This window comes from Nonomuraea sp. NPDC004702, assembly GCF_053601695.1.
This window is the reverse complement of sequence record NZ_JBSGCE010000029.1, coordinates 110,142-131,672: the sequence shown is the minus strand read 5'-3', so window position 1 is coordinate 131,672 and position 21,531 is coordinate 110,142. Positions and strand designations below refer to the sequence as shown.

18 protein-coding genes are annotated in these 21,531 nt (G+C 73.8%); 10 read left to right on the top strand and 8 right to left on the bottom strand.

The genetic code is table 11. From position 1 onward, the window contains the following. Positions 1-10: 10 nt before the first annotated feature. Genes ACWEJ6_RS31205 through ACWEJ6_RS31180 form a run of 6 tightly spaced genes read left to right on the top strand, consistent with a single transcriptional unit; the run spans position 11 to position 9,116 of the window. Positions 11-2,071, top strand: coding sequence for a dipeptide ABC transporter ATP-binding protein (locus ACWEJ6_RS31205; RefSeq protein ID WP_452428370.1), 2,061 nt, complete (start codon positions 11-13; stop codon positions 2,069-2,071). Further along, positions 2,068-3,018 carry an ABC transporter permease gene (locus ACWEJ6_RS31200; RefSeq protein WP_358293491.1) on the top strand — a complete coding sequence of 317 codons (951 nt, stop codon included), beginning with the start codon at positions 2,068-2,070 and terminating at the stop codon, positions 3,016-3,018. Before ACWEJ6_RS31205 ends, ACWEJ6_RS31200 begins: the two co-directional genes overlap by 4 nt. Continuing rightward, entirely contained in the window at positions 3,015-3,902 is an 888-nt protein-coding gene (locus ACWEJ6_RS31195; protein WP_352353874.1) for an ABC transporter permease, read from the top strand. The genes ACWEJ6_RS31200 and ACWEJ6_RS31195 overlap by 4 nt, the downstream gene beginning before the upstream one ends. Positions 3,903-3,961: 59 nt before the next feature. Next, positions 3,962-5,824, top strand: a complete 1,863-nt coding sequence (locus ACWEJ6_RS31190) for an ABC transporter substrate-binding protein (protein WP_452428367.1) — start codon at positions 3,962-3,964, stop codon at positions 5,822-5,824. Beyond that, the gene (locus ACWEJ6_RS31185; protein WP_452428365.1) at positions 5,821-7,044 is read left to right on the top strand and encodes an erythromycin esterase family protein; all 1,224 of its coding nucleotides are present in this window, start codon (positions 5,821-5,823) and stop codon (positions 7,042-7,044) included. Before ACWEJ6_RS31190 ends, ACWEJ6_RS31185 begins: the two co-directional genes overlap by 4 nt. Then, positions 7,041-9,116, top strand: a complete 2,076-nt coding sequence (locus tag ACWEJ6_RS31180; protein ID WP_452428363.1) for a prolyl oligopeptidase family serine peptidase — start codon at positions 7,041-7,043, stop codon at positions 9,114-9,116. Before ACWEJ6_RS31185 ends, ACWEJ6_RS31180 begins: the two co-directional genes overlap by 4 nt. Here ACWEJ6_RS31180 and ACWEJ6_RS31175 read toward each other — a convergent pair. The 6 genes from ACWEJ6_RS31175 to ACWEJ6_RS31150 form a co-directional block, all read right to left on the bottom strand. After that, on the bottom strand, positions 9,094-10,755 hold the full coding sequence (locus tag ACWEJ6_RS31175; RefSeq protein WP_387670171.1) for a PucR family transcriptional regulator: 1,662 nt from the start codon (positions 10,753-10,755) through the stop codon (positions 9,094-9,096). The two genes, ACWEJ6_RS31180 and ACWEJ6_RS31175, sit on opposite strands and share 23 nt — an antisense overlap. 89 nt (positions 10,756-10,844) lie before the next feature. Further along, entirely contained in the window at positions 10,845-11,954 is a 1,110-nt protein-coding gene (gene menC / locus ACWEJ6_RS31170) for an o-succinylbenzoate synthase (RefSeq protein WP_452428361.1), read from the bottom strand. After that, a complete protein-coding gene (locus ACWEJ6_RS31165; protein WP_452428359.1) occupies positions 11,951-12,838 on the bottom strand; it encodes a GNAT family N-acetyltransferase in 888 nt (295 codons plus the stop codon). Before ACWEJ6_RS31165 ends, menC begins: the two co-directional genes overlap by 4 nt. A 113-nt stretch (positions 12,839-12,951) precedes the next feature. Next, positions 12,952-14,079: a M20 family metallopeptidase gene (locus ACWEJ6_RS31160; protein ID WP_452428357.1), complete on the bottom strand. Its 1,128-nt coding sequence runs from the start codon at positions 14,077-14,079 to the stop codon at positions 12,952-12,954. 114 nt (positions 14,080-14,193) lie between these two features. After that, on the bottom strand, positions 14,194-14,856 hold the full coding sequence (locus tag ACWEJ6_RS31155) for a potassium channel family protein (RefSeq protein ID WP_352326306.1): 663 nt from the start codon (positions 14,854-14,856) through the stop codon (positions 14,194-14,196). Next, the gene (locus ACWEJ6_RS31150; protein WP_449923071.1) at positions 14,849-16,207 is read right to left on the bottom strand and encodes a TrkH family potassium uptake protein; all 1,359 of its coding nucleotides are present in this window, start codon (positions 16,205-16,207) and stop codon (positions 14,849-14,851) included. The genes ACWEJ6_RS31155 and ACWEJ6_RS31150 overlap by 8 nt, the downstream gene beginning before the upstream one ends. A 237-nt stretch (positions 16,208-16,444) precedes the next feature. On the opposite strand from ACWEJ6_RS31150, the gene ACWEJ6_RS31145 reads away from it, so the two are divergent. Further along, positions 16,445-18,040: a PP2C family protein-serine/threonine phosphatase gene (locus ACWEJ6_RS31145; protein WP_452428354.1), complete on the top strand. Its 1,596-nt coding sequence runs from the start codon at positions 16,445-16,447 to the stop codon at positions 18,038-18,040. After that, positions 18,037-19,098: a cobalamin B12-binding domain-containing protein gene (locus ACWEJ6_RS31140; protein WP_452428352.1), complete on the top strand. Its 1,062-nt coding sequence runs from the start codon at positions 18,037-18,039 to the stop codon at positions 19,096-19,098. Before ACWEJ6_RS31145 ends, ACWEJ6_RS31140 begins: the two co-directional genes overlap by 4 nt. Before the next feature lie 79 nt (positions 19,099-19,177). On the opposite strand, the gene ACWEJ6_RS31135 is transcribed toward ACWEJ6_RS31140, so the two are convergent. Further along, entirely contained in the window at positions 19,178-19,819 is a 642-nt protein-coding gene (locus tag ACWEJ6_RS31135) for a 4a-hydroxytetrahydrobiopterin dehydratase (RefSeq protein WP_452428350.1), read from the bottom strand. A 109-nt stretch (positions 19,820-19,928) separates the two neighbouring features. On the opposite strand from ACWEJ6_RS31135, the gene ACWEJ6_RS31130 reads away from it, so the two are divergent. Together ACWEJ6_RS31130 and ACWEJ6_RS31125 are read left to right on the top strand one after the other, a co-directional pair. After that, entirely contained in the window at positions 19,929-20,129 is a 201-nt protein-coding gene (locus ACWEJ6_RS31130) for a hypothetical protein (RefSeq protein ID WP_452428348.1), read from the top strand. A gap of 240 nt (positions 20,130-20,369) precedes the next feature. Then, entirely contained in the window at positions 20,370-20,507 is a 138-nt protein-coding gene (locus ACWEJ6_RS31125) for a hypothetical protein (RefSeq protein WP_452428346.1), read from the top strand. Between the two features lie 66 nt (positions 20,508-20,573). Here the strand turns inward: ACWEJ6_RS31125 and ACWEJ6_RS31120 are convergent, their stop codons facing one another. Further along, entirely contained in the window at positions 20,574-21,365 is a 792-nt protein-coding gene (locus tag ACWEJ6_RS31120) for a hypothetical protein (protein WP_452428344.1), read from the bottom strand. Between the last annotated feature and the right edge of the window lie 166 nt (positions 21,366-21,531).

Sequence of the window (21,531 nt, the reverse complement as noted above, 5' to 3'; positions counted from 1 at the left end):
CTATCGTCGGATGGATTTGGAGAGCGATCGCGTGCTGGCGATCCGGGATCTGTCGGTCGAGATCCGGCGCGGCGACAGGGTCGTCCGCCCGGTCTCGGACGTCAGTCTGGTGCTGAACCGCGGCGAGACCCTGGGGATCGTCGGCGAGACCGGGTCCGGCAAGTCCATGACCGGTCTCGCGATCATGGGCATGCTGCCGGCCGGCGGCCGGGTGACCGGCGGCTCGATCGACTTCGGCGGCGAGGAGCTGGTCGGCCTGCCCGCCGCCCGCTACCGGGCCCTGCGCGGCAACGAGATCGCGATGGTGTTCCAGGACTCGCTGACGGCGCTGAACCCGACCAGGCGCATCGGCGAGCAGGTCGCCGAGCCGGTCCGGCTGCACCACGGCGCCTCCAGGCGGGCCGCCCGCGACCGCGCCGCCGAGGTGCTCGCCCTGGTCGGCCTGCCCCGCCCGGCCGAGCGCATGGACGACTACCCGCACCAGCTCTCCGGCGGCATGCGGCAGCGCGTGATGATCGCGATGGCGCTGGCCTGCGAGCCGCGGGTCGTCATCGCCGACGAGCCCACCACGGCGCTCGACGTCACCATCCAGGCCGAGATCCTCGACCTCCTGGACGGCCTGCGCTCCCGGCTCGGCATGTCGATGATCCTCATCACCCACGACATGGGCGTCATCGCCCGGCACGCCGACCGCGTCGGCGTCATGTACGCCGGCCGCCTGGCCGAGACCGCCCCCACCCCCGTGCTCTTCGCCCGGACCCGGCACCGCTACACGCACGCGCTGCTGGCCTCGATCCCCTCGCTCACCCACGACCGGGACGAGCGGCTGTTCAGCATCCCCGGCGCGCCGCCCGACCTGACCGCGGCCGGGCCCGGCTGCCCGTTCGCGCCGCGCTGCGACGCCGCCACCGACCGGTGCCGCGAGGAGCGTCCGGCCCCCGCCGTCGAGGACGACGGGCACGTCCACGCCTGCCACCACCCGGCCACCGGACCGGCCGACCGGGTGCAGAGCCGCTTCCGCACCCGCCCGGTGGAGCCCGCGGCGGCTGCGGAGCGCGCGCCGCGGTTGCGCGTCGTCGACCTCAGGCGCGAGTACCCGGTCGGCGGCAGGGGCCTGTTCGGCGCGCGCCGCACCCTCAAGGCGGTCTCCGGCGTGAGCTTCGAGGTGGCGGCGGGGGAGACCTTCGGGCTGGTCGGCGAGTCGGGGTGCGGGAAGTCCACCCTGGGCAGGATGCTCGTCGCCCTCGACCGGCCCACCTCCGGCGAGGTGATCTTCGACGGCGAGCCGGTCAGCCGGATGGGCGCGCGGGCGCTCGGACCGCGCCGGAGCCGGCTGCAGATGATGTTCCAGGACTCCGGCGCCGCCCTCGACCCCCGCATGCGCATCGGCACGATCCTGCGCGAGCCGCTGGCGATCCAGGGCGCGGGCGACCGCGCCCACCGCACGGCCCGCGCCCGCGAGCTGCTGCGGGACGTCGGCCTTCCCGCGGGCGTCATGGAGCGCTACCCCCACGAGCTGTCCGGCGGGCAGCGGCAGCGGGTGAACCTGGCCCGCGCCCTGGCCCTGGACCCGGCGGTGCTGGTCGCCGACGAGCCGGTCAGCGCCCTGGACGTGTCCATCCGCTCCCAGGTGCTCAACCTCATGCGCGCCATCCAGCTCGAACGCGGCCTCAGCAGCGTGGTGATCTCGCACGACCTCGCCGTCGTGCGGTACCTGGCCGACCGGGTCGGCGTCATGTACCTGGGCAAGCTGGTCGAGACCGGCACCACCGAAGAGGTGTACGGCGCCCCCGCCCACCCCTACACCGCCGGCCTGCTGGCCGCCGTCCCCGACGCGGACCCGCAGGCCCGGCAGCCGCGCGGCGAACGCGTGCGCGGCGAGCTGCCGAGCCCGATCGACCCGCCCAGCGGCTGCCGCTTCCGCACCCGCTGCGCCCTGGCCGACGACCTGTGCGCCCAGGCCGAGCCCCTTCCGCGGCCGGTCACCGGCAGCCACCAGGTCGCCTGCCACCACCCGCTCCAGCCGCTCGAACCCGCGGCCACCCCGCTGAAGGGAGCCTCCCGGTCATGACCTGGTACGTCGTCCGGCGCCTGGCGATCTCGGTCGTCGTCCTGCTCGGCATCTCCGCGGTGGTGTTCCTGCTGCTGCACCTCGTCTCGGACAGCCCCGGGCGGGTGGTCCTGGGGCAGCGCGCCTCGCCCGAGGCGGTCGCCGACTTCAACCGGCAGCACGGGTACGACCGCCCGGTCCTCGCCCAGTACGTCGGCTACCTGGGCCAGCTCGCCCGGGGAGACCTGGGCAGGTCGTACAAGCTGAACGAGAACGTGGCCACCCTGCTCGGGCAGAACGCCGGCCGCAGCGCGATGCTCTCGGCGGCCGGCCTGGCGGTGGCGCTGGTGATCGCCGTGCCGCTCGGCGTGCTGCAGGCGGTCCGGCGCAACAGCGTCGCCGACCGGCTGCTCACGGCGGTCTCGTACGTGCTCTACGCGACGCCGTCGTTCCTGCTCGGGCTGATCCTCATCGCCGTCTTCAGCCAGGCGCTGCCGATCTTCCCGGCGGAGGCGTCCCAGTCGCACTCGCCCTGGGTCGTGCTCACCGATCCGCGGGCGATGGCGCTGCCGGTCATCACGCTGGCCGCGGCGAGCGTCGCGGTCTTCGCGCAGTACCAGCGCTCCTCGGCCCTGGACCAGCTCGGCCAGGACTACATCCGGGTGGCGCGGGCCAAGGGTCTGCCCGAGCGGCTGATCCTGCTGCGCCACCTGCTGCGCAACGCCTGCCTGCCGCTGGTCACCCTGGTCGGCACGCTCATCCCCACCCTCCTGGCGGGCAACCTGATCGTCGAGTCGCTGTTCAACTATCCCGGCCTCGGCCTGTTGTTCCTCAACAGCCTGCAACGCGAGGACTATCCGGTGCTGCTCGCCTACACCCTCGTCGGAGGCGTCCTGACCGTGGCCGGCAACTTCGTCGCCGACCTCGTGGTCGCCGCCGCCGACCGCCGAATCGAGCTGACGAAATGACCACACAGAACGTGGAGGCCCGGCCTGAGGCCGAGGCCGTCCCGGCGCGGAGCCGGCGCTCGGTGCTGCGCGGGCTGCGGCGCAGCCCGCTCGGCCTGACCGGCGGCCTGCTCCTGCTGCTGATCGCCGGGTTCTGCTTCCTCGGGCCGCTGCTCTACCGCACCAACCAGATCGACGTGGACCTGGTCAACGCGGCCCTGCCGCCCGGCCCCGGCCATCCGCTCGGCACGGACGCCAACGGCTTCGACGTGCTCGGCCGGCTGATGGCCGGCGGCCGCCTGTCGCTGCAGATCGGCCTGCTCGCCGCCCTGTTCGCCACCGCGATCGGCACCCTGTACGGCGCGGTCGCCGGCCTGGCCGGCGGCGTCGTGGACGGCTTCCTCATGCGCCTGGTCGACGTCATGCTCTCGGTGCCGTTCCTGTTCTTCGTCCTGATCCTGTCGGCCCGCTTCCACGCCGACGCGCTGTCGTTGAGCCTGGTCATCGGCGGGTTCTCCTGGCTGGTCTCCGCCCGGCTGGTCCGCGGCGAGGTGCTGACGCTGCGGGTGCGGGAGTTCGTGCTGGCCGCGCGGGTGATGGGCGCCTCCCGCCGGCGGCTCATCCTCACCCACCTGATCCCGAACGCGCTCGGCGTGATCATCGTCAACATCACGTTCCAGGTCGCCGACGCGATCCTGGTCGTGGCGGCGCTGGGCTTCCTCGGGTTCGGGCTGACGTACCCGACCGAGGACTGGGGCAGCCAGCTCGCCGGCGGCGTCGCCTACATCTCGGCCGACTACTGGTGGCTGATCTACCCGGTCGGGGGCTGCATCGTCCTGACGGTGCTGGCGCTCAACCTGCTCGCCGACGCCCTGCGCGACGCCGTCGGGCGCCGGGCCGACTGACGTCCGCCGACCGATGAACGCCGACTGACATCTCCACCCCCACATGTAGGGAGCCTGTAATGACGCACGTGTCCGGAAAGCAGCGAGCACGCCTGGCGGTGGCGCTCGCCGCCGCGGTGGCGGTGCTCGCCACAGCGTGCACCGGCGGCGGGGGCGCCGCGAAGGACCCCGCCGCGGGGTACGCCAGCCAGCCGGCGCAGTCGGGCAAGCCCAAGGACGGCGGCACGGTCACCGTCGCGCTGACCCCCGGCCTCAGCCCGAACTACATCTATCCCTACCCGCCGGCCGCCGCCAACGGGACCGTCATCGCCCGCGGCCTGATGTGGCGCTCCCTCTACCGGCCCAGCGGCGAGGGCGACCAGGTGGCCGACGCCGAGCTGAGCCTGGCCGAGCCGCCCGTCTACAGCGCCGACCGCAAGACCGTGACCATCAAGATGAAGGACTACAAGTGGTCCGACGGCAACCCGGTCACCGCCGGTGACGTCGTCTTCTCCCTGACGCTGCTCAAGGCGGCGCTCGCGGAGAGCCCGGCCAACTGGAGCTTCTACACGCCGGGCCAGTTCCCCGACGGGGTCACCGCCAAGGCCGCCGCGCCCGACACGCTGACCCTCGAACTGGAGACGGCGTACAACCCGTCGTACCTGATGTCGATGCTGACGCTGCTGTACGTGATGCCGTCCAAGGCGTGGGACATCGACCGCGCGGGCGGCCCGCACCTCGACTACACCAAGCCGAAGAACGCCACGGCGATCTACAAGTACCTCACCAAGGAGTCGGAGTCGCAGTCCACGTTCGCCACGAACCCGCTGTGGCAGGTGGTGAACGGCCCGTTCCGGCTCAAGAGCTTCGACCCGACGACCGGCTCGTTCTCGCTGGCGCCCAACGAGTCCTACAGCGGGCCCGGTGACTCGCGGCTCGACCAGGTCGACTTCAAGGCGTTCACCTCGGCCGCCGCGGTGCTCAACCAGTTCAAGGCGGGGAACCTGACCGTCGGCACGCTCGACTCCGGCTTCATCACGCAGATCGGCGCGCTGAAGGCCAAGGGGTTCAACGTCTACGGCGCGCCCGCGCCCGCCCGCTTCGACTCGCTGACCATCAACTTCGGCAACACCGTCAACGGCTTCGACAAGATCATCGCGCAGCCGTACGTCCGGCAGGCCCTCCAGCGCCTGATCGACCAGCCGGGCTACATCGCCGGCCGGGGCATCTACAACGGCGCCGGCTCGCCCAACTACAGCACCGCGGGCAGCGGCTCGCCGTACCCGCCGGCGTTCGGCGACGCGCCGCCGTACCCGCACGACCCGGCGGCGGCGGCCAAGCTGCTCACCGACAACGGCTGGCAGGTGGTCCCGAACGGCGCCACCACCTGCGTGCGGCCCGGCACCGGGCCGGGCGAGTGCGGCGCGGGCATCCCGCGCGGCCAGAAGATCAGCTTCACCCTGGCCTCCGCGAACACCCCCGCCTACGTCGGCGCCCGGGACGTCGCCTTCGCCTCGGCGGCCAAGAAGCTCGGCGTCGAGGTCAAGATCGTCACCAAGTCCCTCACCTACATGTACGCCAACTACGGCAACACCTTCGCGCCCGCGAACAAGAACGAGTGGGCGATGCAGGACTACGGGCCGCTCTACCTGGCGGCCGGTTACCCCAGCAGCAACACGGTGTTCAACGCCAAGGGCAGCTTCAACCTGGGCGGCTACCGCGACGACGAGGTGGACCGGCTCATCGACGCCTCGACCTTCGGCGCCGACGCCGGCGCCCTGTCGGCCGAGGTGACCAAGATCGCCCAGGAGCTGCCCGTGCTGTTCTTCCCGACCCCGCACACCCTGGTCGTGTGGAAGGACACGCTGTCCGGCCCGCAGTCGTCGTTCCGGGCCCTGCTCAGCTACCTGTACACGCCCGAGCTCTGGTACTTCCACGCATGACGCGCGACGCCTTCGCCCGGCCGCTGCGCCACCTCGACCCGGCCGCCGCCGCCGTCGCGGACGCCCGCACGCTGCGCGAGCTGGTCGGCGACGCCCGCGTGGTGGCCGTCGGCGAGGGGGCGCACAACGTCACCGAGTTCTACCGGCTCAAGGACCGGCTGTTCCGCATCCTCGTCCGCGAGCTGGGGTTCTCGGCGTTCGTGATGGAGTCCGGCTTCGCCGAGGGGCTGGCCGTGGACGCCTGGGTCCACGGCGGGCCCGGCGCGGCCGCGACGGTCGCCCGCGACGGCATCACCTACCGGTTCGGCGAGTGCGAGCCGATGCGGCGGCAGCTGCGCTGGATGCGCCGCCGCAACTCGGCGGGCCCGGGGCGGGTCTCCTTCTACGGCATGGACCTGCCCGGCTCGTCCACCTCGCCCGGCCCGGCCGTGCGCGCGTGCCTGGACCGCATGCCGGCCGGGCCGGGCGACGAGGAGCTGCTGATCCTGAGCGACCTCGGCGGCCGTACCGAGGCGGCGGTCCGGTACGCGGCCATGCCCGCCGCGGGCCGGGCCCGCCTGCTCGCGGGGCTGCGCGAGCTGGCCGGGCGCGCGCTCGGGTCGGCGGACCCGGTGCTGCGCCGGTGCGCGGCCTCCCTCCAGGCCTTCGCCGACGAGGCCGAGGCGGGGGAGGCCGGGCCGGCGGGCGCGCCCTATCCCCGGGACCGGTTCATGGCCGAGACCGTGGAATGGGTGCTCGAACGGGAGCAGCGGATCGTCGTCAGCGCCCACAACTCGCACGTCCGGCGCTCGCCCTTCCACGGCCGGCCGACGCTGGGCGGCCTGCTCGCCGCGTCCCTGGGAGACGACATGGTCGTCGTCGGCGCGACCTACGGCTCCGGCCCGGAGGTGCGCTTCACGCAGCGCTCCCCGCGCCCGTTCGACTGCGACGTCTCGCTGGAGGCGCGCACCCTGCCCCCGAACTGCGTCGAGGCGCCGCTGGACCGGCTCGGCCCGCCCGTGACCGTCGTCGACCTGCGCCGCGCGCCGGGCGAGCTGTTCGACGGGATCGACGGCACGCTCGCCAGCGGCGGCCTCGACCCGGTGGACGACTTCCCGGCCGCCTACGACGCCCTGATCCACGTCCGCCGGGTCAGCCGGGTCCCCGGCGCGTTCGAACGGCTCCAGGCCGAGTTCGCCGCCGCCCGTCCTGCCCGTCCTGAATCGCCGGAGTCATCGTGACCCTTTCCTATCCGCCCGCGCGCACCGTCGAGGTCGTCCAGGACGTCGCGGGCGTCCGCGTGCCCGATCCGTACCGGTGGCTGGAGGAGGAGACGCCCGAGGTGCGGCGGTGGCAGCGGCGGCAGGCCGAGCTGGCCGCCGCCGTCGCCTACGACGGGCAGGATCCGGCGGCCGTCCGGGACCTGATCCTGGCCTTCGACGCCGGATCCCGCCCGGCCCTGCCCAGGCACGCGGCCGGCCGCTGGTTCCGCCCGGTCACCCCGCCCGGCGGGACGGCGACCACCGTGGTCGTCGCGGACGAGCCCTACGGCCCCGGCCGGACGGTGGCCGACCTGGCGCGGTTCGGCGGCGCGCAGGACGCGGTGCTGTCCTGGCTGGCGCCCTCCCCGGACGGCCGCGTCCTGGCCCTCGGCGTGTGCACCGACGGCAGCGAGCACAACACCATCCGGCTCGTCGAGGTGGACACCGGCCGCACGCTCGACGCGCCCGGCCAGGTGCTGCACAGCGCGTGGGCCGGCGGCGTCTCCTGGACGCCCGACAGCGGCGGCTTCTCCTTCCTCGCGCTCACCGGCCCCCCGGAGGAGTTCCGGCAGGCCGTGTTCAGCCACCGCCTCGGGACGCCGGGCGAGACCGTCGTGGAGCCGATCCCGGTCCCGGCGGGCTCGCGAGAGTACACGCTCGTCCAGTTCTCCCCGGACGGCCGCTGGGCCGTGGCCGCGCACCGGGTGGGCAGCCCGATCCCGTGCGCCGTCCGCGACCTGTCCGTGCCCGGGTCCGCGTGGCGGCCCTTCGTCACCAGCTGCGCCGGCACGGTCGCCGGTCACGTCGTCGGCGACCGCTACGTGGCGGTGACCGACGTCGGCGCGCCGCGCGGCCGGGTGGTCGCCATCCCGCTCGACGCCGCCGACCCGGACGACCCGTCGGGATGGACGGAGCTGGTCCCCGAGGGCGAGACCGTGCTGCGCTCGCTCACGCCCGTCGGCGAGCACCTGTACCTCAGCGAGTTCGACCGGACGTTCGCCCGGGTGCGGATCCTCGACCGCGCGGGCGCCGTCGCCGGGGAGGTGCCGCTGCCCGGCCGGGGCGCGCTCGCCGCCCCCTTCTTCGCCCTGACCGCCCTGGCCACCGGCGTGCCCGCGGCCGACTTCGTCTTCGCCTTCTCCACGCTGACCAGCTCCTGGGGCGTCTACCGGCACCGGCCCGGCCAGGGCGCGCCGCACATCCTGTCGGCTCCGGCGGTCACGCTCGACGCCGAGGTGGAAGAGGGGCAGGCGGTGGCGGCCGACGGGGTCGCGGTGCCGTACCACGTGGTGCGCCCGGCCGGTCTCGACCCGGCGCGGCCCGCGCCGGTGCTCGTCTCGGCGTACGGGGCGGCCAACGTGCCCCTGCTTCCCCAGTACCAGCCGGACCTGGCCGCCTTCGTCGCCGCCGGGGGCGTGCTGGTGCAGGCGTACCTGCGCGGTGGCGGCGAGTTCGGCGGGGACTGGTACCGGGCCGCGCACCGGGAGCGGCGGCACGTCCGCGACTCCGACCTGGTGGCCGTCGCCGAGCACCTGATCGCCGACGGCGTGACGGCCGCCGACCGGCTGGCGCTGACCGGCGGCTCCGACGGCGGGCTCATGTGCGGGATCGCCGTCACCAGCCGGCCCGAGCTGTGGCGGGCCGTCCTGCCGCGGGCGCCGCTGCTGGACCTGATCGGCGGCACCCGCGACCCGTACCTCGACTTCGTCATCCGCAAGGCGTGGGCCGACCCGGACGACCCCGAGGAGGTCCGGCGGCTGCTGCGGATGTCGCCGTACGAGCGGGTGCGCCCCGGCGTCTTCCCCGCGGTCTACCTCCAGGCCGGGGCGACGGACCCGCGCTGCCGTCCCTGGCACGCGCGCAAGTTCGCCGCCCGCCTCCAGGCGGCCCAGCAGGGGGACGAGCCCGTCCTGCTGCACGTCTTCGACGACGCCGGGCACGGCGCGGCCACCCCCCACGACGTGGCGGTCGCCCAGGACGCCGAATGGCTGGCCTTCCTCATCGGCACGCTCGGCCTGCGCGGCCCGGTCAGTCGTCCGGCGCGGACCTGATCGACATCAGGCGCAGCTGCAGCATGGCCGACAGGCGCGCGTCCGGGGAGCCGAGGTCGATCCGGCCCACCTCGGCCGCGCGCCGCAGCCGGTAGCGGAACGTGTTGGGATGCACGAACATCGCGGCGGCGGCCACCGAGACGTCGCCGAAGGCGTCGAGCCAGGCGTCCAGCGTCTCGACCAGGCTCGTCTGGTGCTCCTTGTCGTAGGCGACGACCCGGGCGATCGGCCCGCTGGGGACGTCGCCGCGCGGCACGAGGTCGGCCAGCTCCAGCAGCAGCGCGTCCACGTGCACGTCGTCCAGGCGGGCCACCTGCCGTCCGGCGCCGCCCGAGCGCAGCACGCGCAGCGCCCGGTCGGCGCCAGAACGCGAGCGGGCCAGGGCCGAGTTGTCCCCGGCCGGCCGGCCCACCCCGACCAGCGGGCGCAGCCGGGAGCCGACCCGGGCCAGGAACTCGGTGGCCACCAGGACCGCGCGCTCGTCGGCGTCCTGCCGGTTCTGCGGCAGCGGCAGGATGCCGTAGGCGACGTCGCCGACCAGCGCGGCGGCGGCCCGCGGGTGCACGGCCGACAGGTGCATGGCGAAGGCGTCGGCGAGCCGCTTGCGCTCGGCGGCGAGCTGGGCGGGCAGCGGGCTCTCGCCCGCCGGGCCGACGACGGTGAGCGCCAGGACGACCGCGGGCTCGTCCTTCAGCCCCAGGCGGCGGGCCGCCTCCAGGGAGCCGGGCCCGCTCTCCAGCGCGGTGCCCAGCAGCTCGGCCCGCAGCCGCCGTTCCATGTCGGCGTCGGCGCGCTGCCACACCATGTGCATCGCGACCAGCTTGGACGCCTCGTAGAGCGCCTGGCTGCGCTCCTCGCCCAGCGCCTCGGGGACGACGACCCAGATCGTGCCGAGGATCTCGTCGCCGGCGCGCACCGCGATCGCCACCCGGGGCAGCGCGGGCGGCTGCCGGCCCTCGGGGTCGGGCAGGGGCGCCACGAAGACGGGCCGGTCGCTGCGGTAGATCGCCTGGAAGACGCCGCGTTCCTCCAGAATGCGGGTGTACTGCTCGGGGACCTGGCGGCCCAGGATCGTCCGCACGCGGGAGGTGTCGGTGTCCTCCTGGCGGCTGGAGAAGGCCAGCAGCCGTGAGTGGCGGTCCTCGATGGTGACGGGCGCGTCGAGCAGCGCGGCGATGGCGTTGGCCACGGCGAACAGGTCGCCGGACCCGATCCGGCCCGAGGCGTGGGCGTCGGGGCCGAGCCGGCCGCCGTCGGAGGTCAGCTCGCGCAGCATGCCGGCCAGGTGCGTCCAGGACGCGCCGCGGGCGAAGGCCAGCACCGCCACCCCCGCCCGGCCCGCCGCCGCGACCAGCCGTTCGTCGGCGACGACGGGCGCGCGGACGACCAGCGCGGCGGCGCCGTGCCGCCCGAGCCGGGTCACGACCTGCGCGATCTCGGCCGGGTCGTGCAGGCCGACACCGAGGACGAGCGCGTCGGCGGGCAGCTCGGGCTCGTCGAGCGGGTCGTGGATGACGACGCCGCCGATGTCGCGGGCGAGCCCGGCGTCGCCGCAGACGGCCTGGAGCAGGGTGGTACCGAGTTCCTCCAGGACGCGGCCCAGGCTGGCACGCGGGAGGCCGGTCACGGGGACGAGCACGCTCCCGACGCTAGCGCCGCCCCGGTGGCACATCGTTCGTCCGGGACGACGAAATGCCACCGGCAGACCTGTCGGAACCGACCAACAGATCAGGACGGCATCGGCACCCACGTCGTCGCGACGGTGACCTCCTCCAGCACCTCCGGGATCGGGGCGACGCCGATCCCCGGGCCGGTCGGCACGGCGAGGTGGCCGTCCTCCAGGCGGAACGGCGGCGTCAGGTCGGTCCGGTAGTAGCGGTCGGAGGCCGAGGTGTCGCCGGGCAGCAGGAACCCGGGCAGCGCGGCGAGCGCCACGTTGGCGGCCCGGCCCACGCCGGTCTCCAGCATGCCGCCGCACCACACCGGGACGTCGTGCGCGGCGCACACGTCGTGGATGCGCCGGGCCTCCAGATGGCCGCCGACCCGGCCCGGCTTGATGTTGACCACCTGGCAGGCCCCGAGCGCGATCGCGTCGGCGGCGGCGCGGGCCGAGACGATCGACTCGTCCAGGCAGATCGGCGTCGTGATCCGCGCGGCCAGCCGGGCGTGCCCGAGCAGGTCGTCCTGCGCGAACGGCTGCTCGATCAGCAGCAGGCCGAACGGGTCCAACCCGGCCAGGTGCCGGGCGTCGCCGCGCCCGTAGGCGGTGTTGGCGTCCACCTGGAGCGGGACGTCGCCGAACCGCTCGCGCACGGCCCGGACCGGCTCGACGTCCCAGCCGGGCTCGATCTTCAGCTTGATCCGCAGGTAGCCCGCGTCCAGGTACTCGGCGACGGCGTCCAGCAGCGCCGGGATCGACCCGGTGATGCCCACCGACACCCCGCACGGCACGCTGTCGCGCACCGCCCCGAGCGCGTGGGCCAGCGGGACGCCGCGGGCGCGCAGGTCCGCGTCCAGGACCGCCGTCTCCAGCGCGGCCTTGGCCATCCGATGCCCCTTGAACGCCGCCAGCGCCGGGGCGACCTTGTGCGCGTCCAGGTCCGCCACGCCGGCCAGCGCCGGGACCAGGAACCGGGTCAGCACGTCGGCGGCGGCGTCGGTGTACTCCGAGGAGTACAGGGGCGCCGTGCCCGCGCCGCACTCGCCCCAGCCCTCGGCCTCGCCGGTGACGACCCGCACCAGCACCGCCCGCCGTACCGTCTCGGTGCCGAACGACGTGCGGAACGGTGTCACGAGCGGCATCTCGACCGTGCGGACCTCCACACCGGTGATCTTCACTCCGTCTCCTGTCTGTCCACGATGTACCAGCCTGTTCGGTCGAAGCCGCGTACCCGGCCGCCCTGTTCGAGCAGCTCGCCCAGCACGTCCCGCAGCGCCCTGCGCCAGTCGGCGGCGCGGGCCGGGTCGCTCTCGCGCATCGCCTCGACGTCGCCCGGCACGCCGACCAGGACGGTGGCCGCGCGGGCGTACCGGACCAGCGGCCCGCCCGCCGCCGACGCCTCCAGCGCCATGGCCGCGCCCGCCGCCCTGGCCGCCGCCGCGTCCGCCACGGCCGGACGGCCCGCGCAGGCCGCCTCGACGACGGGCGTCTCCAGCCGCCAGCGGACCAGGACGCGGTCGGTGGCGTCGGCGCGGTTGATGTCGTCGTCCATGGGGCCGTAGAAGTCCGGCAGGTACTCGGCCGGGTCGGCGCCCAGCTTGGCCAGGTTGAAGTAGGCGTTGCGGCGCACCAGCGGGTCGTAGGTCCAGCAGATCTCGCCGACGCCGCGCAGCATCGCCCAGGCCCGCTGGTGCAGCTTCATGGCGAACCCGACGTTGCGGCCCTGCATGCCCGCCAGCACGCCGGCGATGTGACTGTGCAGGGCGGCGCGCGCCGGAGGCGAGAAGAAGCCGAAGCACGCGCCCACCATCCGGTCGCCGTCGAAGGCGCCGCTCACGTAGCTGCCCGCCTTCGACAACGCGCGCAGCATGTCGGCCGTCACCGGGGGGTTGTTCTCGCCGGTGCGCCAGATGTGCTCGTACAGGCGGCGGACGGCTTCCAGCTCGCCGACGCTGTCCAGGGGGCGGATGTCGATGCCCGCGCCGTCGGCGGCGGCCTGCGCCGCGGCGCACGCGGCCTCGACGGGCCGGGAGTCGCGACGGTCACGGATGAGATCAGTCACGCCGGTCATGGTCGCAGCCGCCTTCGTCCCGTAGCTGGTCGGCGAGCACCGGGCGGCGGCGTCCGGTTCGTCCGCCCGGACAACAGCGTCCAGGGCCCCCTTGTGAGGGGCGGTCACCGCGCTGCGGCCAGCAGGTCGGCCACCAGGGCCGTCAGCAGCCGGGTGCGGCCCGGCAGCTCCGCGACCAGCACGTGCTCGTCGTCGGCGTGCGCGCCGCCGCCGACCGCGCCCAGGCCGTCCAGGGTGGGGGTGCCCGTCCCGGCGGTGAAGTTGCCGTCGGAGGCCCCGCCCACGGCGACCGAGGTCAGCGGGCCGATCCCGAGGGCGCCGGCGAGCCGGCACGCCCGCTCGAACAGGTCCTTCGACGCCGACGCGGGGAGCGGCGGCCGGTTGGGCCCGCCGCCGACCGTGACGTCCGCGCCGGGCAGCACCGGACGCAGCCCGCGCATCGCCGCGTCCACCCGGTCCTGCTCGCGGGCGTCCCTCACCCGTACGTCCACGTCGAAGCGGGCCCGCGCGGGCACCGTGTTGACCGTGGTGCCCGACTCCAGGCGGGTCGGGGTGACGGTCGTGCCCAGCGCGGGATCGGCCAGCGCCGCCACGGCCGCGACCTGGTGGGTCACCTCGACCGTCGCGTTCACGCCGCGTTCGGGCTCCAGCCCGGCGTGCGCGGCCCGGCCCCGCACCAGCACCTCGTACCGGGAGACGCCCTTGCGCTCGGTCTTGAGCGCCCCGCCGGGACCGGCGGCCTCCAGGACCAGCGCCGCCGCGCAGCCGCGGGCCTCGTCCTCGACCAGCCGCCGCGAGGTGGGCGACCCGGGCTCCTCGTCGCCGGTGACCAGCACGGTCACGCCGTCCAGGTCGTCCAGCGCCGCCAGCGCGTGGAAGGCCATCACCAGCCCGGCCTTCATGTCGAAGCAGCCCGGCCCGCGCAGCACCCCGTCGCGCACCTCGAACGGGTGCCGCTCCAGCGAGCCGACCGGCCACACCGTGTCGTGGTGGCCGAGCAGCAGCACCCTGGGCTCGCCGCCGAACCGCCACCGCAGGTGGGTGCACCCGTCGATGACGACGCGCTCCGCCTCGGCCCCCAGGTGGGCGGCGCCCAGCTCGGCGACGGCCGTGGCGCTGCGGGCGATCGCGGCCAGGTCGCCGGACGGCGACTCGCAGCGTACGAGCCGCTCGATGTCGGCGATCATCGCGGCCTCGCGGGCCCGGTCGGACGGGGTACGACGTGGTGTCATGGTGGCTGCCTCCGGTCGGACGGACCGCCCATCATCGTCAAGCACGACCCGGACGGGCCTGTCGCCCCGGCCAACATCGGCCCGCCGCGTTGGGCCCCGCCGACGACCCTCCGGCTAGGTGAGGTCGGCGAAGCGTTCGACGTCCTCGGTGCGGCCGGAGACGATGATCACGTCGCCGTACCCCAGCTCGGTGTCGGAACCGGCGTAGGTGAACTCCTCCTCCGCGCTCTTGACCGCCACCACGGTGACGCCGTGCTTGCGGCGCAGGTTGGACCGGCCGAGCGGCACCCCGATGTACTCCTTGGGCGGCCGGGTCTTGGCCATCGCGAAGTTCTCGTCCACCTGCATGAAGTCCAGCATCCGGCCGGTCACCATGTGGGCCACCCGTTCGCCCATGTCGTGCTCGGGGAAGACGACGTGATGGGCGCCGATGCGTCCGAGGATCCGGCCGTGCTGGCGGCTGACGGCCTTGGCCCAGATGTCGTCGATCTCCAGCTCGATCAGCAGCGACGTGGTCAGGATGCTGGCCTCCAGGTCGCCGCCGATGGCCACCACCGCCCGGTAGAAGTCGGGCACGCCGAGCTGCCGCAGCGTCTCCAGGTCGGTGGAGTCGGCGGTGGCGATGTGCGTGATCTGCCCGGCCAGGCTCTGGGCGACCTTCGGCCGGTTGTCGATGGCCAGGACCTCGGTGCCGCGCCGGGTGAGCTCCAGGGCGAGCGAGGTGCCGAACCGGCCCAGGCCGATGACCACGACGGGGTCTGTCTTCTTGTCAGCCAACGATGACACGTTCCTCGGGTAGTTCGTAGCGACGGGTGCGCTCCTTCAGGGCGAGCGCGGAACCCAGCGTGAGCGGGCCGATGCGCCCGATGAACATCAGCGCCGCCAGCAGCAGGTGCCCGGCGGGCGTGGCGTCGGCGGTGATGCCGGTGGACAGCCCGTTCGTGCCGAACGCCGAGACCACCTCGAACAGCACCTGGTCCAGGCTGTGGGGCGTGAGGGCGAGCAGCAGGTAGGTGGAGACGGCGACCAGCACGACGCCGATCATGGTGATCGAGATGACCTGGCGCTGCGCGGACTCGGCCAGGCGCCGGTGGCCGATGTTCACCCGGGGCTCGCCCCGCAGCTCGGCCCAGATGATGAACGCCAGCAGCCCGAACGTGGTGACCTTGATGCCGCCCGCCGTGCCGGCGCTGCCGCCGCCGATGAACATCAACAGGTCGGTGGCGAGCAGGCTGCTCGGGTAGAGCTGGCCGATGTCGAGGCTGTTGAACCCGCCCGACCGCGGCATGACCCCGGTGAAGAACGCGGCCAGCAGCTTGCCGGAGTCGTCGAGCCCGCCGAGCGTCCTGGGGTTGCGCCACTCGGTCACCAGGAAGACCAGCGTCCCCACCGCGAGCAGGACGAGCGTCACCCCGACGGTGACCCGGGTGAGCACCGACCACCGGCTGGGCCGGCGCCAGGCGCGGGCCAGCTCGAACACCACCGGGAAGCCCAGCCCGCCCACGATCACCGCGAACGCGATCGGCAGGCAGATCCACGCGTCGGTGACGAAGCGCATCAGATTGTCCGGCCACAGCGCGAACCCGGCGTTGTTGAACGCCGACACCGCGTGGAACCAGCCCAGGTACATCGCCCGGCCCAGCGGCTCGCCGTAACCCGTGACGAAGCGCGCGGTGAGCACGGCGCCGACGATCAGCTCGGAGACGAGGCTGAAGATGACCACGTTGCGCACCACGCGCCGGACGTCGGACATGCTCAGCGTCTTGGTCTCGGCCTGGGCGAACATGCGGGCGCGCAGCCCCAGCCGGCCCGCGACCAGGACGGTGAACAGCGTCGCCATCGTCATGATGCCCAGCCCGCCTACCTGGGCCAGCATGGCGATCACCACCTCCCCGGCCACCGACCAGTGGGTGGCGGTGTCCACCACGACCAGGCCGGTCACGCAGGCCGCGGACGTCGCGGTGAACAGCGCGGTCAGCCAGCCGGCCGACTCGCCCGTGGCCGTGGCCATGGGCGAGGTCAGCAGGGCCGTGCCGGTCAGGATGAGGGCCGCGAACCCGGTCGCGATGACCTGCGCCGGATGGTGGAACCGGGACAGGAAGGCGCCCGTCAGCCGCAGGTTTCTCATGGCGCGCCCCCGCCGTGCGCGGCCGGGCGGGGGACATGGTGTGAGGCGAGCACGATCAGACGGTAGACCACCCGGCCACCGCTCCGGCACACGCGTCCGCAGACGGGGGCCGGGAGCGTGCGCCGAAGGTAACGCGGCTAAAAATGCGACAAAGACGATTCGGCGTCGGGAAAGCCGTGCAGGTCACGTCAGTAGAGTGAAAATCTCGTAGGTGTTCACGAACGGGGCGCGATCGGCATGCTGGGGGAGGACACGCCGTACCCGATGCTGGTCGCCGACGCGTCGGGCGCCGTCGAGCGGGCGAACGCCGCCGCCCGGTCGCTGCTGGGCGACGCGGCGCGGATCGCGCCGGACTGGCTGGCCCGCGCCCACCACGACCTGTGCGCCCGCCTGGCCGCGTCACCCGACGCCGGGAGCATGCCGGAGCCCGTCCGAGGGCCGGTCGGGGAGCGGGTGTTCGAGGCCCATCCCGTGCGCGCCGGGCGCGACCGCGTCACCTGGTGGCTGGTCGACGTCACCGCGTCGGAACGGGCCATGGAGGTGCTGCGAGGCGAGCGGGACTCGGCCGCGTCCATGGTGGCGGCGGCCACCGAGCTGCTGTCCTCGCTCAACCTCGACCGCTGCCTGGAGGCGGTCGCCCGCCTGGCCGTGCGGCACCTCGCCCACGCCGCCCGGGCCGTCGTGCCGCTGGGCCCGCGCCGCTACGAGGTCGCCTACCACGAGGCCGGCGGCGCGGCCGTGCGCCGGAACCTGGACATCGACCCGCGCTCCATGCCGGGGCTGGCCGAGGCGCTGCGGGCCTTCCCGCCGGTGCCCGCCCGCTGGGTGGACCCCGGGCAGGCGCCCGGCTGGGTGCTGGGCGAGGGGCGGGACGACACGCGTTCCGTGGTGGTGATCTCGCTGCCCGGCTACGGCCTGCCCGCGGGCGCGCTGATCCTGCTGCGCTCCTCGGCCGGCTTCTCCGCCGCCGAGGAGGCGTTCGCCCGGCTGTTCGTGGCCCGGGCCGGCACCGCGATCTCCATCGCCCGCGTGTACGCCGAGCAGGGGGCCATCGCCGAGACGCTGATGGCCGACCTGCTGCCGCCGATGACGCCGTACCTCGACGTCGCCGACGTGGCGGCCCGCTACCGGGCGGCGGGCCACGGCGCGCTGGTCGGCGGGGACTTCTACGACGTGCACCCGGTCGCCGGATCGGGCGGGGCGGCGCTGGTGGTGCTCGGCGACGTCTCCGGCAAGGGGCTGGAGGCCGCCGTGCTGACCGGCAAGATCCGCAACACGCTGCGCGCCCTGCTGCCGCTGGCCGACGACCACCAGCGCGTGCTGGAACGGCTCAACGAGGTGCTGCTCGCCGGCCCCAGCCCGCGTTACGTCACGCTGGTGCTGGCCGGGGTCGAGCGCCGCGGCCACCGGCTGGAGCTGCGGCTGACCAGCGCCGGCCATCCGCCGCCGATGATCGTCCGCAATGACGGCCGGGTGGAGGACGCCCGCACCCGCGGCACCCTGATCGGCCTGCTCGACCAGATCACCAGCGTCACCGAGACGGTGCTCCTGGCCCCCGGCGAGACGTGCCTGCTCTACAGCGACGGCGTCATCGAGGCCAGGGGAGGCCCGCTGGGCGACGAGATGTTCGGCGACGACCGGCTGCGCGAGGAGCTGCGGCAGTGCGCCGGCATGCCGGCCGCCGCGCTGGCCGAACGCGTCCAGATGCTCGCCTCCCAGTGGGCGGGCGAGCGGGAGCGCGACGACATCGCCATCGTCGCCATCGGCGCGCCGCGCGAAGCCCCCGACGCCCCCGGCGCCCCCGACGGCCCGGACGGAGGTCTTCCGGCGTGAGCGCCCCCGGCCCGCGGGAGGAGATCGAGCGCTGCGTCGAGGCGCTGCGGACGGCGGCGACGTCCGGCGACGAGTACGGCGCGATCGACGCCGCGCGGGCCGGTCTCGACGCCGGCGTGCCCCTGGAGACCATGCTCCTGGACGTCGTCGCCGTCGCGCAGGCCCGCGTGGGCCTGGACTGGGCGGCCAACCGGCTCACCGTCGCCCAGGAGCACACGGCGACCGCCGTCCACGAGCGGGTGCTGGCCGTGCTGGCCCACGAGCCGGGCGCGCGCGGCCACCGCACCGGCCCGGCCAGGGGGCGGGTGAGCGTGGCGTGCGTGGACGGCGAGTGGCACACCTTCCCGGCCCGGCTGCTGGCCGAGGTGCTCCGGCTGCGCGGCTGGCAGGTGGACTACCTGGGCGCGCACGTACCGACCGCGCACCTGGTCGTGCACGTGCACAGGACCGCCCCGGCCGCGGTCGCGCTGTCCGGGTCGATCGCCACCCGGCTGCCCGCCGCGCACGCGGCCATCAGCGCCTGCCAGGCGGCGGGCGCGCCCGTGCTCGTCGGCGGCGCCGCCTTCGGGCCCGACGGCCGCTACGCCCGTCTGCTCGGGGCCGACGCCTGGGCGCCCGACGCGCGGGCCGCCGCCGACCTGCTCGACGCCGGGCCGCCGCCGCGCCGGGCCGCGACCGGGCTGAGCCCCGGACGGCCGCCGCACCTGGCCGGCCCCGAGTACACGGCGCTCACCGACCGGGCCCCCGAGCTGGTCAGGGGCGTCATGCAGGAGCTGGACGAGCACGTGCCCGTCACCGCGGGCGAGGAGCCCACCGGCCACACCGCCGAGGACGTCGCCTACGTCGTCGACTATCTCAAGGCCGCCGCCTACGTCGACGACCCCGGCCTGTTCACGTCCTTCGTCAGCTGGATGGCGCACGTGCTGACGGCGCGCGGCGTGCCGGCCGGGGTGCTGGCCGTCACGCTGGACGCGCTGGCCACCCGCCTGGCCGGCCTGCCGCGCACCCGCGAACTGCTCGCCCAGGCACGCGCCGGGCTGCCCGACGGGCCTCGCTGACCACGCGCCGGGCTGCCCGACGGGTCCTGCTGACCACGCGCCGGGCTGCCCGACGGGCCCCACTGGCCGCCGCCGCGGCTCAGTCGCGCTCCTGCCAGGTGCACAGGCAGACGTGGTTGCCCTCGGGGTCGGCCAGCACCCAGAACCGCGGCGCCCCGTCGGCGCGCACCAGCCGCCCGCCCGCCGCCAGCGCCGCGTCGATCCGGGGCTGGACCTGCGCGGGCTCCACCCACACGTCGAAGTGCCAGCGCTGGCGGGGCTCCTCGTCGCCGGACGGCTGGAACCACACGCCCGGCAGCGCGCCGGCCGGGTCCTGCAGCTCGCCCCGGTCGTCGGCGGGCACCGCCAGCACCGCCGCCCAGAACGGCCGGACCGTGTCCCGCGCGGGGGTGTCGAGGCCGAGTTCGAGCACCGAGACGGACGCCGGGTCGAGGCGCACCCCGGCGTCGGCGGCGAGCGTCGTGACCGCGCGCGCCAGCCGCAGGTCGCGCTCGGTGACGCCGCCCGCGTCGTGACTGGACAGCCGGACGTCGACATGGGTGTAGCGCAGGTCGAGGTCGGGATGGTGGTCCATCTCCTCGGCCACCGCCCCGATGGCGTCGACGAGCGCGAGCCCGGCGGCGAACGTGCCGGTGTGGAGTCGGGTGTGCAGGCTGCCGAGCAGGTACGCCCACCCCGCCGGCCCCTCCTGTGCGATCTGAGCTCCGGTCAGCTTGGCCATGCGGCCATTCTCGCAGCACTCGCCTTCTGCTTTCCCCCCGCGACTGAGGTGAGCGCAACCAGATCCGTCAGGCGACAGACAGCCTGCGCACTGCGGCGGCCTCGGCCAGGTGGGCGGCGAGAACGAGCCCGCCGGGCGCGGCGCGGAACCGCCCCCGGACGGGCCGCCGCCGGCCTGCCAGCACAACGTATGGTCCGACCCGTGGATCGCCGAGACGCTGAAGTGCCGCTTCTGCCTCGGCTCGAAGAAGGTGACCCACATCGAAGCGGGCACGCTGGTCATCGTGCCATGCAGGTGCGCCGACGACTGAGCCCTCAACCGCCCTACGGCGGCCCACCCGTCACCTAGGCAGCTTTCGACCTCTCGACTACTGGAAGGCACGCCTGCGCGAGGAAGGCATGCCCGCCGCGGCCGTGAAGGCGCACTCGGTGGAGATTCGGCGTCGCACGCTCGAGTGGGAAGGCCCGACCCCAGAGAAGGCGGGAGAGGCAGGAGTAGGACAGAACATGCGAGGCAGCCTCAAGCGCGGGCGGATTCGGAGAGGTGGCCTGTGACCGCCGGGGAACGCTGCTCGGCGCTGCATCAGATCGCTGCCGACATCTCCTGGGCGCGCACCCTCAACAAATCGGAGCGGACTGCGCCCAACCGGCCGGGCATCGCCGATGTCGATCGACTACTGGATGGCTGAGGTGTTCGAGCAAGGCGTGGTGCAGGCTGAAGGCATGGTGGCAGCCGCAGCAAACTACCACCGAGCTCACATGCGGTTGATGGCGTTGCGCCCGGCCGATGCGCGTCGCTTGAAAGCAGCGGCCAAGCAGGACGGGATGGCGCGGCACAACTCGCCGAGACGAAGGGTGGGGTCGGCAAGCGTGAGCGAACTGGCGTGCTGGGCGGCGTGCCTATTCATGAGTTCGAGTTGCTTTTTGACCTCCCCGAGCATCTCCACACCATCATGCAGGTTCTTCACCCTGAGGTAATTGACGTTGTAGTAGACCGAGAGGTCGATCAGATATGTCAGAGTGTCTATACGCCCGCCAGCCCACTCCGCGTCCACTGAGACGGTGTAGGCCATCGGCAAGGCGTGCTCGAAGCGGTCAGGGCCGTAGTCGAATAGCAGCTCGATGCGGCGGCGCGGCGGCATATGCGGGATTCCCTCGGTGAAGATGCGGTGCTCGCTCAGCTTGTGCTGGTTGGGGTTGTCCTCCACCGCACGTTCAATCGGCTTGTCGAAGGCAATGCGGACGTTTCTGGCGACGGTCGAGCCGATGTTCTCAATGACGAGAATGAGGACGCTGCTGACATGGGGTGACGGGAGAATGTCCACCACGATATGCGGCTCCAGCTGCTCACGGCGCACCTTCTCCGCAAGCTCGAGCTGCTCATGTGCTGATGCGGCTTGCTGCATCGTGCCAACAGCCTGGCTTCGAGCCTTGGATGCTGCGTAAATCGCCACTCCTAGAGCAATCAGCGAGATCACGCCTGTTATCAAGCCCCCCACGGCTGCAAGAACATCCGTCCACATCGGCTCATTGGCACCGGATGGCATGAGGACTCCTGGGATCGACGGCCGGCTGAGCGCCGATCGTAGAGGACTGTAGTTGTTGGCGCTGAGAAATGTATTGCGGGCTGTGCGCTGACGGGTGCCGTGAGGGGTCCGTCCCTCAGAGGTGAATTCATATCCAACGCAACAGACGTGTGACCTTGCCACGCCA